The organism is Pseudoalteromonas sp. GW168-MNA-CIBAN-0100 (genome assembly GCF_040309225.1).
Lineage (GTDB): Bacteria > Pseudomonadota > Gammaproteobacteria > Enterobacterales > Alteromonadaceae > Pseudoalteromonas > Pseudoalteromonas arctica.
On the sequence record NZ_JBEOOL010000028.1, the window covers coordinates 44,219 to 59,407 of the forward strand.

General features: G+C 39.3%; 12 protein-coding genes. 8 read left to right on the plus strand and 4 right to left on the minus strand.

Translation table 11 applies throughout. The features are described 5' to 3' along the window. The first annotated feature begins 15 nt into the window (after positions 1-15). From thiL to AAEY62_RS16030, 3 genes are read left to right on the plus strand one after another with little or no spacing between them, the layout of a single operon-like run. Positions 16-990 carry a thiamine-phosphate kinase gene (gene thiL, locus AAEY62_RS16020; RefSeq protein WP_007587128.1) on the plus strand — a complete coding sequence of 325 codons (975 nt, stop codon included), beginning with the start codon at positions 16-18 and terminating at the stop codon, positions 988-990. Then, positions 987-1,472: a phosphatidylglycerophosphatase A family protein gene (locus AAEY62_RS16025; protein WP_007587120.1), complete on the plus strand. Its 486-nt coding sequence runs from the start codon at positions 987-989 to the stop codon at positions 1,470-1,472. The genes thiL and AAEY62_RS16025 overlap by 4 nt, the downstream gene beginning before the upstream one ends. A gap of 38 nt (positions 1,473-1,510) precedes the next feature. Beyond that, on the plus strand, positions 1,511-4,597 hold the full coding sequence (locus tag AAEY62_RS16030) for a ligand-binding sensor domain-containing diguanylate cyclase (protein ID WP_007587118.1): 3,087 nt from the start codon (positions 1,511-1,513) through the stop codon (positions 4,595-4,597). 73 nt (positions 4,598-4,670) lie between these two features. On the opposite strand, the gene dxs is transcribed toward AAEY62_RS16030, so the two are convergent. The 3 genes from dxs to AAEY62_RS16045 form a co-directional block, all read right to left on the minus strand. Beyond that, positions 4,671-6,533 carry a 1-deoxy-D-xylulose-5-phosphate synthase gene (dxs, locus tag AAEY62_RS16035; protein WP_007587116.1) on the minus strand — a complete coding sequence of 621 codons (1,863 nt, stop codon included), beginning with the start codon at positions 6,531-6,533 and terminating at the stop codon, positions 4,671-4,673. 105 nt (positions 6,534-6,638) lie between these two features. Next, entirely contained in the window at positions 6,639-7,526 is an 888-nt protein-coding gene (ispA, locus tag AAEY62_RS16040) for a (2E,6E)-farnesyl diphosphate synthase (RefSeq protein ID WP_007587115.1), read from the minus strand. 2 nt (positions 7,527-7,528) lie between these two features. After that, a complete protein-coding gene (locus AAEY62_RS16045) occupies positions 7,529-7,771 on the minus strand; it encodes an exodeoxyribonuclease VII small subunit (protein WP_002961738.1) in 243 nt (80 codons plus the stop codon). Between the two features lie 321 nt (positions 7,772-8,092). On the opposite strand from AAEY62_RS16045, the gene pomA reads away from it, so the two are divergent. From pomA to AAEY62_RS16065, 4 genes are all read left to right on the plus strand, one after another. Next, positions 8,093-8,860 (plus strand): flagellar motor protein PomA, encoded by a 768-nt coding sequence (pomA, locus tag AAEY62_RS16050; protein ID WP_007587114.1) that lies wholly within the window; start codon positions 8,093-8,095, stop codon positions 8,858-8,860. A 2-nt stretch (positions 8,861-8,862) separates the two neighbouring features. Beyond that, positions 8,863-9,783: a flagellar motor protein MotB gene (locus AAEY62_RS16055; RefSeq protein ID WP_007587113.1), complete on the plus strand. Its 921-nt coding sequence runs from the start codon at positions 8,863-8,865 to the stop codon at positions 9,781-9,783. 143 nt (positions 9,784-9,926) lie between these two features. Beyond that, complete coding sequence (locus AAEY62_RS16060; RefSeq protein ID WP_024589766.1) at positions 9,927-10,442, plus strand: hypothetical protein; 516 nt, start codon at positions 9,927-9,929, stop codon at positions 10,440-10,442. Positions 10,443-10,484: 42 nt separating this feature from the next. Next, on the plus strand, positions 10,485-12,425 hold the full coding sequence (locus tag AAEY62_RS16065; RefSeq protein ID WP_350635346.1) for a DNA topoisomerase III: 1,941 nt from the start codon (positions 10,485-10,487) through the stop codon (positions 12,423-12,425). Between the two features lie 76 nt (positions 12,426-12,501). Here the strand turns inward: AAEY62_RS16065 and AAEY62_RS16070 are convergent, their stop codons facing one another. Continuing rightward, on the minus strand, positions 12,502-13,812 hold the full coding sequence (locus tag AAEY62_RS16070; RefSeq protein WP_350635348.1) for a M20 metallopeptidase family protein: 1,311 nt from the start codon (positions 13,810-13,812) through the stop codon (positions 12,502-12,504). Between the two features lie 111 nt (positions 13,813-13,923). On the opposite strand from AAEY62_RS16070, the gene AAEY62_RS16075 reads away from it, so the two are divergent. Next, positions 13,924-14,781, plus strand: a complete 858-nt coding sequence (locus AAEY62_RS16075; protein ID WP_138586065.1) for a tetratricopeptide repeat protein — start codon at positions 13,924-13,926, stop codon at positions 14,779-14,781. Positions 14,782-15,189: the final 408 nt, after the last annotated feature.

Here is a 15,189-nt window from a genome sequence, read left to right on the forward strand (position 1 = left end):
CCGGCTTTTTTGTGTATGAAGGAATTTGAATTAATTAACCGCTACTTTAAAGGTCGCGGGATCACCCGTCGTGATGTAAACCTAGGTATAGGGGATGATTGCGCTTTAGTAACCGTTCCACAAAACTGCCAACTTGCCGTTACAACAGATACTCTTGTTGCTGGCGTACACTTTTTTGATGATATTTCCCCTCGTGCATTAGGTCACAGAGCGCTTGCTGTTAATTTAAGTGACTTAGCAGCAATGGGCGCTGAGCCAACATGGGTTTCAGTTGCGTTAACCTTGCCAAGTATTGACCCACAGTGGATTGAAGAGTTTACTGAAGGCATGCATGAAATTGCAGAATACTTTAATGTGCAAATTATAGGTGGCGATACTACGCAAGGTCCATTAACTATCACTATTTGTGCAAAAGGGACTGTACCAGAAGGTACTGCACTTCGCCGTAGTGGTGCGAAAGTGGGTGATTGGATTTATGTTACAGGTCCGCTAGGTGACGCTGGACTTGCAATTGAGTCTCGCAAACAAGGTATAAGTATTGAGCCAGAGCATTTAAAGTACTTAAATAAGCGCTTTGACTTTCCAACACCGCGTGTTGCTGCTGGGCAGGTATTGCGAGGCCTTGCATCATCGGCTATTGATGTATCGGACGGTTTAATCGCTGATTTAAGTCATATACTTGATATGTCGCAAGTAAATGCAGTTGTGAATATTGAAAGTATTCCGACTTCAGATGCAATGCAAGCAAGCCTTGATTTTAATCAGCAGCTGCCATTTATTCTAAGTTACGGTGATGATTACGAATTAATTTTTACTGTACCTGATAGCAATAAAAGTATGCTAGATATAAAACTGCGTCAATATGGTGTAGATGCAACATGCATAGGCCAAATTAAAAGTGGCGATGGTCAAATTGAACTTTTACACAACGGTGAAAAGTTTGATTTTAAGCAGCAAGGTTTTGAGCATTTTGCAAAGGAGCTGGTTTGAACAAAAACCGAAAGTTTAATTTAAAGCGCCCACATCAGTTTTTTGGTTTGGGTTTTGGTACAGGGTTAGCCCCTAAAGCACCTGGTACATTTGGCACTTTTGCTGCACTGCCATTCATTTTTATGACTATGTATTATCCGCTATGGTTGCAAATTGTGTTTGCCGTAGTGATCAGTATATTTGGTATATGGGCCTGCGGTAAAACGGCTGATGATTTAGGCGTGCACGACCATCCTGCTATTGTATGGGATGAAGTGGCAGGCTATTACATTACAATGATTGGTGCAGCACTTAGCTGGCAAACATTACTCGTTGGTTTTTTGTTATTTCGCTTTTTTGATATAGCAAAACCTGGCCCAATCCGTATGCTAGACAAACGAGTACATGGTGGTTTAGGTATTATGGCCGATGATATACTTGCGGGCGTTTTTTCGCTTATATGCTTACAGGCGCTAATAAAAGTGGGTTTACTACCCTTTTAATTTTTTATATTTGATTTGTTTAACTAGGTGGCAGCAATATGATGCGATTTTTACTGGTTTGTGTACTGATGTTGTGCGCGACACCAAGTTGGGCTTCAATTAGTGATTACGTAGTTAAGCAATGGAATATAAAAGATGGTCTACCTTCGCAATCACTTAAAAGCGTAGTACAAGACCAGCAAGGCTATATGTGGCTTGGTACTCAGTTTGGCTTAAGCCGTTTTGATGGCACAACGTTTACAAACTACAACACGCAAAATAGCCCGTTCTTGCCTAGTAATGGTATTAATAAACTTTTAGTCGATTCTAGTGGCTTATTATGGGTAGGTACTAAAAGTGGCTTGGTAGTTATTAATCCTGCCACATTTGCAGCACAAGAGTTTAATATTAAAGGTCCAGTAAGAGATATTCTTGAGGACTCTAAAGGCAGCATATGGATTGCGGCTAATGGTTTATACTATGTAGATAGAGGGCAAGTTGATTTACGCACTCAAGTAAATGGTCCCCTACCTATTGTTAATGCTACCGTAATTACCCAAATTGTTGGCTCTGTTAGCCAAATGGCACTCTCTCCTGAAGGTATTTGGCTGGTTAATGATCGTCATTTATTACGCCTTACTAAAAACTCATCAGATTTCTCTAAACTACGTTTAGAGCTTACCGCTAAAATATCGTTACCAGAGCGCTTAGCGCAAACCATAGTGCACGATTTATCATTCTTAAACGGTAATTTGTATATAGCCTCTGAGCTAGGTGCATACTTTTTAGATTTAGATGACGAACTAAGACCTTTTCCTTTACCTAATGCAAATAACTCAGCCGTTTATAAGTTTATGAGTGATACCGATGGTGGCTTATGGGTTTCGACTTATGGACGTTTATTATTTAGAGATAAAACCGGTGAGTGGCAATGGGTAGAGCCAAGCCAACTTGATCAAAGCATATGGTTTGCTGATATTTTTAGAGATGATAAAAATAACGTTTGGTTAGCAAGTTTTAGTGAAGGCTTATGGCTTGCCCATGAAGGGCGGGTAGAAAGGCATTCAGCAGTTTCAGATATGACCGAGTCTGTTATGGCTATTAGCCAAGCTCCAGATGGAAAACTGTGGGTTGCTAACAAAAGCGGCATTGGTTATTTCGATTTAGATAAAAGTTTTATTAATTTAGTTCCAAGTAGTAAATATGGATACGCATCAGTACACGATCTACAATTCGATGGTGAACGATTATATATAGCTACAGGACGTGGCTTATTTGTTTTTGAAAACAAGACACTCTATACCGTCCCAGGTCGAGCGCTTCGCGATAATCCTGTGTTTGCAATAAGTCGCTCTAGTAAAGGCGGTTTTTGGATTGGTACCGGACGCGGTTTATATCGATTAAATTATGCTGGTTTAACACCTTTTGCATATAACGCTTTTTTAGGTAGTAAGTTTATTACCTACGTATTGGATAAAACAAACTTTGGTGTGATTGGTACTAGTAAAGGCGCATATTACTTTACAGACCGTGGCATTGAAAAAATTGGTGACCAAACAACACTTGAAAGTGCATACGTAACTAGTGTGCTACATATAGATGGCGTGGGTATTTTAATCGGCTCTCTTAACGATGGGCTTTTTTACAGAAGTACGCAAGGGCAGTGGCGTCAACTCGATGCAGCTAATGGCTTACCGTATGGGTCTATATTTAGCCTAGAATATGATGAAAAGTTAAAGCATGTTTGGGTAAGCACCATGAAAGGTGTTTACAGAATGCCTGTAGAGCAATTTAAAACAGAAATAAAAAGCTTAAAAGTTGAAGAAGTGATTTCATCTTTTGACCGTCAACTCGATGGTAAAGCGAATCAATGTTGTAGTGGACTTGGGCATGATGCGGTAGCAGACACCGGTAATTCTATTTGGTACCCAAGCTTACAAGGTGTTGTTGAAATACCTAAAAATGTAGAGCTATTTGGTGTGCTTGCATTAAAGCCAACAATAGAAACAATAACAACACCACTTCGTCATTTAACTACCGCTGCGCTTGGTAAAAAACCATCATTAGAAACAGACGAGCGTGATATAACGCTAACTTACACAGCTATTGATTACTATGCACCAAACAGTATTGAATTTAGATATAAACTAAGTGGCTTAGATAGTGACTGGCGCTATGCTAATACGCGACGTGAAGCTATTTATACTAACTTGCCTCCAGGCTCGTTTTTGTTTCAGTTAGAAGCGAAGCGCCAAGGTGAAGACTGGACTAAAGCGCAAGAAGTAGAATACGGTTTTGTAGTGCCAGAGCGCTTTGACGAAACTATTTACTTTAGGCTTTTAATTACCAGTGGTTTTATTTTGCTTTTTTATCTCATTTTTTGGGTGTTTAGAGCGCAAGAGCGTAGAAAACAAGAAGCATTAGAGGGCTTGATCACCGAGCGTACCTTAGAGCTTCGTCAAGCTAATGATAAATTAGGCCAAGTGAATTCACAGCTTAAATTAGTTAGTCACTCAGATGAGCTAACGGGGCTGCGTAGCCGCCGCTTTTTGTTTGATCAACTCCCTAAAGATATTGAACACTTTCAACGTAATTCACAATCGCTGCAGGCACAAGGCAAGTCACTGGTGCTGGTAATTATTAACTTTGATAATTTCAGCCGTATTAATGATGCCTATGGCCCAATTGCAGGTGATAGCTGCTTACAGCAAATGGCTGCATTATTAAATTCGCGTACGCAGGGTTCTGACTATGTGGCACGTTGGAGTGGTGATGAATTTTTACTATTATTACGTGATTTTAAATGCAATAAAATAGACAGCTATGCTTCAGATCTTTGTAAAGTAATAGCGGCTAATTCATTCCAATTACCAAATGGAAAAACAACTAATATCACGGCATCAATTGGTTGGTCATTTTATCCATTACCACTTTTGGGTGGGCAGGTAATTAGCTGGGAGACATCTATTAATTTAGCTGATATTTCATTGCACCAAGTTAAAAAGCGCGGTGGTGATGGTGTTGCAAATATTACGTTTGATGATCAGCTTGATGCATTTGAGTTTGAACAAAATTCTAACGTTGATCAACAATTAGGTATTTTACAAAGCAATGGCCTAGCTGATATTAAAGTGTGGATGCGCTGATCAGCAATATTTGATATTAAAAAAGGAGCCTAGGCTCCTTTTTTAATATGCTCAACTTTAGATGTATAGGAAGTTAATTAATAAACGCTTTAATAGCGGTTAATATTCCTTGCTCGCCTAATCCCATTTCATCGTGCATTTCATCTTGGGTGCCGTGTTTAATAAACTCATCAGGAATACCTAAGTTAAGGATATTAATATCAGCTTTTTGCGTTGCTAAGAATTCGTTAACTGCAGAGCCGGCACCGCCAGCAATAGCATTGTCTTCAAGCGTAACAATTACATCGTGGCTAGTTGCAAGCTCATTTAAAAGTGCGGTATCAAGTGGTTTAATAAAACGCATATTAACAAGCGTTGCATCTAATTCATCTGCAGCAAGCTGTGCATTTTCAAGTAATGTACCGAACGATAAAATGGCAATTTTACTGCCTTTCTTAATTGTATCTGCCTTGCCTATTTCAAGCAGTTGCATAGTGCTTTCAATGTCTGCAGTACCTGCACTACCTCGAGGATAACGAACTGCAACAGGGCAGTTTGCTTTATAACCGGTGTATAGCATTTGACGGCACTCGTTGGTATCGCTTGGTGCCATAATTACCATATTTGGAATGCAGCGCATAAAGCTTAAATCGTACGCACCTTGGTGAGTTTCACCATCGGCTCCCACAATACCAGCGCGGTCAATGGCAAATAATACAGGTAAGTTTTGCAGTGCAACATCATGTATTAATTGGTCATACGCACGTTGTAAAAAGCTCGAGTAAATAGCAACAACAGGTTTTAAACCTTCACAGGCAAAGCCAGCGGCTAAAGTAACGGCATGCTGCTCAGCAATAGCTACATCAAAGTATTGATCTGGATGCTCTTTAGAAAAACGTACCATGCCTGAACCTTCGCGCATTGCAGGCGTGATAGCCATTAACTTGCTGTCTTGTTCGGCCATATCACATAACCAATCGCCGAATACTTTTGAAAAAGTAGCGGCACTAGGTTTAGATTTAGGCAGGCTAGTTGTGCTTGGGTCGAATTTTGGTACACCATGGTAGCCAATAGGATCGGCTTCAGCCGGTTTGTAGCCCTTACCTTTTTGGGTTTTTATATGTAAAAGCTGTGGGCCTTTTAAATTACGCATATTACGTAATGTATCTACCAACATGTTTACATCGTGACCATCAATGGGACCAATGTAATTTAGGCCTAATTCTTCAAAGAAGGTACCTGGGATCATCATGCCTTTAATGTGCTCTTCCATTTTACTGGCAAGTTGCTTTACCGGAGGTACTCCTGAGAGTAACTTTTTACTACCTTCACGAATGTTAGTATAAAAGCTACCTGATAAAATTCGAGCAAAGTGATTTGTTAATGCGCCAACATTTTCAGAAATCGACATTTCGTTATCATTTAAAATAATAAGCATGTCTGATTTTACATCACCTAAATGATTCATCGCTTCAAATGCCATGCCTGCGGTTATAGCTCCGTCACCAATAATGGCTACAGACTTTCGACCTTTACCTTCTTTTTGTGCAGCAATAGACATACCTAAAGCAGCCGAAATAGAGGTGCTTGAATGGCCTACGCTAAACGTATCGTATTGGCTTTCATCGCGAAAAGGAAAAGGGTGCAAACCGTCTTTTTGGCGAATAGTGTGCATTTGCTCGCGACGACCAGTAAGAATTTTATGCGGATAAGCTTGATGACCCACATCCCAAACTAGGCGATCGTCTGGAGTGTTATAAACATAATGCAGCGCAACGGTTAGTTCAACCGTCCCTAAACCAGACGCTAGATGACCGCTACTTTGCGATACTGAGTTGAGTAAATAATCGCGCAGCTCATTGCTAAATGCAGGGAGTTTGTCTTGCGCTAAGTCACGCAATTGGGCTGGCTCGTCAACCAAATTAAGTAATGGATACTTGCTACTATCAAGTGTCATGGTTTTATATATATCCTTCGCTAACATTAATTAATTCAAAGCTTTTACGAATAATTAATGTTGAGTAATAATGTCAGTGCTAATTGCAATACGTATGAGCAAAAATTAGTGGTCACGCTCAATTAGGTAATTTGCTAGCGACGCAAGAAGTGTTGTGTCAGCATCTATATTTGCTAACGCTTCATGGGCTTGTTGTATTAAATTTTGCGCCTTTTCTTTAGCGCCTAGCATACCTAATAACGCCGGATATGTCGCTTTATTCGCGGCAATATCGGAGCCTTGTGGCTTTCCTAAAATAACTGTATCGCCTTCAACATCTAAAATGTCGTCGTGTACTTGAAATGCTAGCCCTATAGCATACCCAAAAACACTTAAATTTTCTAAGGTTTGTTGATCAGCCTTTTCACTGCACAGTGCACCAAGTGTAATTGCGCAATTAATTAGAGCCCCGGTTTTTAGCTTATGTATTCGCTCAAGCTCTTGTACGGTAATTACTTTATCAGTTGCTGCTATATCAAGGCCTTGTCCGCCAACCATACCCTGAAGGCCTGATGCGTGGGCAAGTGTAGCAATCATTTTTACTTGTGTTTGCGATGAGCATTCAAATTTGTGATTCGCAATAAGCTCAAAAGCAAGAGTTTGAAGAGCATCACCGGCTAAAATTGCATTTGCCTCGCCAAACTCTATATGACAAGTAGGGCGTCCGCGGCGTAAGTCGTCGTCGTCCATTGCTGGTAAGTCATCATGGACTAACGAATAGCTATGAATACACTCAATTGCAGCAGCAAGTACGTTTAAGTCTTGATGGTTTGCGCCGAGCATTTTACCTGTGGCATAAACTAAAAATGGACGTAATCTTTTACCACCATTAAACAATCCATACTGGGTGGCGTTCTTTACAGTTTCTTCTGTATCGAGAGGCTGGTTAAAATGCTGTTGTAAGGTCGCTACTACATCTTTTTGAGCACGTTCAATATGATTTTTTATGCTCACAGCTATTCCATATCATTATCAAAATTTGTAAGTACTGACTTTTCGCCATTCCCCATCAAAATTGATACTTTTTGTTCTGCTTGCTGTAATTTCCCTGATGAAGCACTTGCTAATGCAATTCCACGCTCAAATTGCTTTAACGATTGCTCAAGCGATAAGTCACCTTGTTCCATGTCACTAACGATTGTAGATAATTCTTCTAGTGCTTGTTCGAAACTTAAGTTTTCAGGTTTTTTAGTCGCCATCTTTATTTCAGCTTACATAATAAATTTAGGGGTCAATTTTAGGGGGAATGCTAAACTAGGTCAAAGGATGATATTGGTTTTTTACCTTTATAACGTTAAATTATATTTCAAGTGCATTAATAAAGCCTTAATAGCGGTCTGTTGGTTTAATAAATCAATTGATAATTAGGTAGCCCTTATAACTTGATCTAAGATAGTGCTAAAGGCTGCTTTTTATGTTTATTTATAAAAATGGCTTAAGCAATTCAATATGTTGCCGATAAGCAGTTAATAATAAAAGTTTATGATAAGGCCATTAAGCATGAAACTTCTGGAGGAAATGTGGATTTAGCAACCATAATCGGGATCCTAGGCGCAATTGGCTTAATTGTCATGTCTATGTTTATGAGTAGTAGCGGTGAAATGGCTATGTTTTACAATACCCCGTCTGTGGTTATTGTATTTGGTGGTTCACTCTTTATTGTTTTATCAAACTTCACCATGTCGCAATTTTTGGGGATAGGTAAAGTTGTTGCCAAAGCGTTTATGTTTAAAATCGAAACGCCAGAAATACTTATCGAAAAAGCAGTAGAACTTGCGGATTCAGCTCGTAAAGGCGGTTTTTTAGCACTCGAAGAAGCTGAAATTCCAAACCCCTTTATGCGCAAAGGCGTCGATATGCTCGTTGATGGCCACGACGCAGATGTAGTTCGCGCTACACTTCAAAAAGATATTTCTCTAACCACGACTCGCCATGAATTGGGCGCGGGTTTATTTAAGTCGTTAGCTGATATAGGGCCTGCAATGGGTATGATTGGTACTCTAATTGGTTTGGTTGCAATGTTGTCTAACATGGATGACCCAAAGGCAATTGGTCCGGCAATGGCAGTAGCACTATTAACAACTTTATATGGCGCGTTTTTAGCCAATGTTGTGGCAATTCCTATTCAGGTAAAACTCGAACTGCGTAAAGACGAGGAAGCTATGAATCAGCGTTTAATTTTGGATGCTATTTTAGGTATACAAGATGGTCAGAATCCAAAAGTAATCGAAGGTATTTTGAAAAATTACTTAGCTGAATCTAAACGCAAAGTAGATACCGAGGAGTAATTATGTCTGATCAAGAGTGCAAATGCCCACCGCCAGGTCTACCTGCATGGATGGGAACGTTTGCCGATTTAATGTCACTGTTAATGTGCTTTTTTGTACTCTTGCTCGCGTTTTCAGAAATGGATGTACTTAAGTTTAAACAAATTGCGGGCTCTATGAAGTTTGCTTTTGGTGTGCAGAATAAAATTGAAGTAAAAGACATCCCTAAAGGTACCTCTGTTATTGCCATGGAGTTTACCCCAGGCAAACCAGAGCCAACCCCAATAGAAACCATTCAGCAGCAAACAGTCGAAATGACTCAACAAATGTTAGAGTTTCAGGCTGGCGATGAAAGCTCAGCAGGCGGCAGGCAAGAACAGCGCGGGGATAAACGCGGTGGCGAATCTCGTAGTACCTCACAAGAAGAATCTTCTGAGCAAGCAACTTCAGCAGCCGATCAGGAGCAAACTAACGAGCTTGTTAAAAAGATAGCGCAGCAGCTTGAAAAGCAAATAATCGATGGCGCTATTGAGCTTGAGTCTTTAGGGCAGCAAATAATTATTCGCATTAGAGAGAATGGTTCATTTCCTTCAGGTAGTGCATTTTTACAACCTAAGTTTAAACCTATAATTCAAGATATCGGTGTGCTGTTAAAAGATGTACCCGGTGAAATAACAGTATCTGGCCATACAGATGATTTTCAGGTATCGAATGAGTTATATATTAATAATTGGGACCTATCATCAAAGCGTGCTGTAGCCGTTGCAAGTGAACTGCAAAAAGTCCAAGGATTTGATAAAACCCGAATGATGGTGGTTGGTCGAGCTGAAACACGACCACTTGTACCGAATGACACAGATGAAGATCGCCGCAGGAATCGCCGAGTAGAAATATCTATATTACAAGGTAAAGCAAAAGAGTCAGCTCCTATCGACGTGAGGTAGTACTGCTTGGCAAAGCTTATTTTTTAGCTTAAAGTAAAACTCCTTAACAATTGTAATGGAGTACTTATGAAAATAATAAATAAATATTGTTATATGCCGGGCAACGGAACTGGTGGAGACGATGATAAGACTAAAGAATAACCATGCCTTTATGGGTTGATAAAGTAATCTTTTTTCTTGAACTTAGCTGGGTTTTATTTTTAATCCCGGCTATTTTTATTTTCTATTTACGTAAAGATTTTTTGGCATTACGGTTTGTATGTATAACAGGTGCATTTTTTTTATTTGGTGCACTTATATTCGATTCTTTAAAAGAGTTTGATAAAGATATTTATATATATAGGTATCTTGTTTGGGCGTTTAATGACATTGCTTGGATGGCACTTATTGCATATCTAGGTTTAAAAGATAAAGTTTATTTATGGCAATGTGTGGTAGGTCAGTTAGTTGTTATTATGGCACCAATTTTACAACTTTTTCGTGTTGTTGATCGCCACCTTTGGGATTTATCTTATAGTACGCTGATCTATAAAACGCTTTTACCTTTAATTAATATAGGCACTGTAGTGGTGTGCTATCTTCCGCTGATTTATTTAGTGATCAAAAATAATAAAGTTGTAACCAGTAATGGTTATAAAAAAGCCCCTCCTTTAAAATAGCTGTGCTAAACTACTGTTTATATGAACAGTAGTGAGCAAGCTATGAAACTCTACATTGCAGAAAAACCTTCACTTGGACGCGCTATTGCTGATGCGTTACCAAAACCACATAAAAAACACGATGGTTATATAGAAGTCGCTAATGGCGATTGTGTATCGTGGTGTATTGGGCATTTGCTAGAACAAGCAGAACCTGATGACTATGATGAGCGTTTTAAAAAGTGGCAGTTTGAACACTTGCCTATAATACCTGAGCAATGGAAGCTAAAAGCTAAAACCAAAACACGTAAACAGCTCACTGTTTTAAAAAAATTAATTAAACAAGCTTCGCAACTTATTCACGCTGGCGATCCAGACCGTGAAGGCCAGCTATTAGTCGATCAAGTAATTGAAGAAGCTAAAATAAGTCAGGCTAAAAAGCAGAGTACACAACGTTTACTCATTAGTGATTTAAACTTATCGGCAGTAAAAAAATCATTGAGTAATATGCGCTCTAATCGAGACTTTATTCCGTTAAGTGTATCTGCTTTAGCACGCTCTCGTGCTGATTGGCTATTTGGTATGAATTTAACGCGTGCATATACATTAGCGGGTCAAAAAGCAGGATTTGGTAATGTACTTTCGGTAGGACGGGTACAAACCCCTATTTTAGGGCTTGTTGTTAATAGAGATAACGAAATAGCACACTTTGTATCTAAGCCTTTTTACGATGTACTGGCGCATTTACTTACTCCAGATAACCAGCCATTCATAGCTAAGTGGGTTCCTAGTAAAGCATGTGAGCCACATCAAGATGAAGAAGGGCGAATACTTAACAAAGCACTCGCAGAAAATGTTGCTTCGCGTATTACCAAACAAAATGCTGAGCTTACAGCGCTTGAGCAAAAACAAAAAAAACAAAGTGCTCCATTACCTTATAATTTATCTGCACTGCAAATAGATGCGGCTAAAGCATTTGGAATGCCGGCTCAAAAAGTGTTGGATATTTGCCAAATACTTTATGAGCGACATAAATTAATTACCTACCCACGCTCGGATAATCGTTATTTACCTAAAGATCACCATCAAGATGCATCTGCTATTTTTAAAGCTATAAGTGCTAATGGTGGGCAAAGCACCGAATTGGTAAATGGGGCTGATGTAAAAAAGCGTAGTAAATGTTTTAACGGTTCAAAAGTGGCTGCCCATCATGCCATTGTCCCTACGGCTAAGCAGTTAAAGTCAGCGAGTTTGAGCGGTGACGAAGCGAAGGTATATCAATTAATAAGCCGCCATTATCTAATTCAGTTTTATCCCGACTATATATATAACGAAACTAAAGCAGAGATAACAATCGCTGGCGGATTATTTAAAGCAAATGCAAAACAAGATGTAAGCTTAGGCTTTAAGGTATTAATGGGTAAGTCTGAATTAAAAGATGAAGCTACGTTACCTCCTTTTACAAAAGGTATGTCTCTTTTTTGTGAGCAAGGCGAAGTGGTCGAAAAGCATACATCACCCCCTGCTTATTTTACCGATGCTACATTATTGGCTGCGATGACCGGCATTAGTCGTTATGTTAAAGATCCACAAATTAAAAAAGTATTAAAAGACACTGATGGTTTAGGTACGGAGGCAACACGTGCGGGAATAATCGAGTTGCTATTCAAGCGGCGTTTTTTAAAACGTGAAGGTAAGTCAATTAGAGCGACCGAAACGGGACTTGCCCTTATTAGCGTATTACCACAAGGTTTAGCGAGTCCTGATTTAACCGCAAAGTGGGAATCGAGCTTAGGTGATATCGCGCAGCAAGTAATGAGTTATCAGCAATTTTTACAGCCTTTACTTGCTGACTTAAATGGGTTTGTACAATTAGCAGCAAACTGCGATAGCAATGCATTTACAAGGTTACCAAAAAGCTCACCTAAAAAACGCTTTGCTAAACGAGGTGGAAAAACGACCTTTAAAAAGTCGAGTTATAAAAAAAGCTCTGTTGCTAGTTAGCTACAGAGCCATTTTATTAAACGATATTACTTAACCTGGACTCTGCTTGAGATAGATTTATTATCCAGAATTCAGGTTACTTATTAAATAAAGCAACAGCAGCGTTACTCATTGCTTTTATTCCGGTAGGGATAGCAACTTTATAATCTGGTGCAAATTTACTAGAGTGTAGGGAAGGGGGGACTTCACCTGTTTTTATCGAATCTGCATATTGTGCTTGGTTTACGCCACCTAGCCAAAATAAGGTAATAGGGATGTTTTCATCGGTGCGTCCGTATAGGCCAAAGTCTTCACCTGCCATTACAGCTTGTGTTTCAAGCACATTAGTATCACCAATTGCGCTGGCAATAGAGTTTCTAACAATGTCTGTTTGTGCAGGGTTATTATAAGTAGATGGAATAGATTCATCTTCATGTACATATACTACAGGGTAGTTTGATTCATTTAAGCCAGCACTTTGTGCAATACCTGCCGTGATTCGTTTTATTGCTGCTATTTGAGCACTTCTAACATTTGGGTTATAGCTTCTGAGAGTGAGTTGTAGTTTTACTTCATCCGAAATCACATTATGTTTTGAGCCACCATGAATAGACCCAACCGTAATAACCGAAGGCTCTAGCGGTGAAAGTTCTCGGCTTGTGATTGTTTGCAGAGCAAGTACTGTGCGTGCAGCTATAATCACAGGGTCTATAGTTGTATGCGGATAAGCACCATGACCACCTTTACCTTTTATTGTAATATCGACAGAATCTACACTTGCCATAGTGTATTCATTTTTCATTGATACCTTACCAGCGGGGACGCTAGCACTTACATGCAAAGCAATTATATGATCAGGTTTTTCATATTTACTAAATAGTCCTTCGCCTAACATGGCTTTAGCACCCCCACCAACTTCTTCGGCAGGCTGTGCAACCATCATCAAAGTGCCTTTCCATTGATCTTTGTGTACTATTAATTGCTCAGCAGTACCAATAAAAGAGCTCATGTGAATATCGTGGCCACAACCGTGCATTACACCTACTTTCGCACCATGCTCGTCTATTACTTTAACTTTTGAGGCATAGGACTTTCCTGTCTGCTCTATAATAGGTAAGCCATCGGTGTCAGTACGGATCATCACGGTTGGACCGTTTCCGTTTTTGTAAATGCCGACAACACCAAAGCCACCTACATTACTTGTTACTTTAAAACCCAGCTGAGTTAATTTATCCGCTATTTTATTACCCGTTTCTTGTTCGTGATAAGAAAGCTCTGGCGATTGGTGTAAATCGAGGTAAAACTTTTCTATAGCTGGCATGGTTTTGCTTAAATTCAAATCGAGTCCATTTGCTTGTACTAATGGGCTTGCTAATAAAAGTATTGCACTTAGATAAGTTAATTTCATGTTTTCCCTCATTGTTGAATATGTATACCGGATGATTTAGGTATATGACTTGTAATTATTATGTTCACCACCATATAAAAACCTAAATAGATGAATATGGCAATCAATTCAATGAGCAACATAGTTAGTATTAATGCGCAAAACCTTCAACAAGTACTCGGTGAAACATCACAGCAAAAATTGGTGTTGCTTAACTTTTTCTCTCCTCAAAGTCCTGACTGCATCGGACAGGCTGCAATTTTAGATAAAGTAGCGGCTGAATATGCAAGCTATATGGTAGTAGCAAACCTAGATTGCGATGCAGAGCAAGCACTCGCTTCTCAACTTGCGCAACAAGTTGGTCTTCAAACTCTGCCTACGCTTGTATTATTAAAAGACTCTGCACCAGTAGATTTACTTGCAGGTGTTCAAAGTGAGGCACAAATACGCGAAGCCCTAGCAAAGCATTTACCTGCGCAACAAGACTTACTGTTAGAGCAAGCAAAACAAGCGTTATTAAAGTCAGATTTAAATGCTGCATTTAATTATGCAAAGCAAGCTTATGAAATAGACAGCGGTAATGCACGCATCAAATTAGTGCTTGCAGACATATGTATTCAAATTCACAAGGTAGATGAAGCGCAAGCGCTTATAAATACAATAGACGTACAAGAGCAAGATGCTTACTTTAATAATATAAAAGCAAAATGCGAAGCTGCGCTTGAAGCAAAAGACTCACCAGAGATTAAAGAAAAGCAACAACAAGTAGAAAAGTACCCTAATGACCTAGAATTAAAAGAAGAGCTCAGTATTTTACTCAATGAAGCAGGCAGAAAAGAAGAAGCATTGGATATACTATTTACAGTGCTTCAAAAAGATCTGAATTTCAATGAAGCGAAACCAAGCTTTTTAGCCATTATTGCCTCTTTACCTGATGGCGACGCACTCGCAGCAAAGTATCGTCGCAAGTTATATAGTATTTTATACTAGGGTCTGTTGCTCTTTGCGGATTGAAATTTGTTCAAACTAGGGGGTGTTTAATCGCGGCGCGAGATTTGTAACCTAGTGGGCTAAGTAAAAACCGAGTAACAAAGAGTAAATAGCCCCTAGATTCTAATAACTATTACTTTTGAGAAGCACCTATATAAGGTGCTTTTTGCATTTTTAAGGTTTTAATTAAAAGCTATAGAATGGTTTAGCTATGTAAAAACAAGAGTTATCAACAGGTTTTTGTGGGTAACTTGTGCTTATCATGTGTGCTTGCTTGGGGCTTAATTTTAATTACTATTTTATGCAAATAACGCTTGCGTAAAATCCGCCGCTCCCTATAATGCGACCCCACTGAGACGGGAAACGCCAACGCATAGCGAGGCACGAACAACTCAGGGTGTTAAGTAA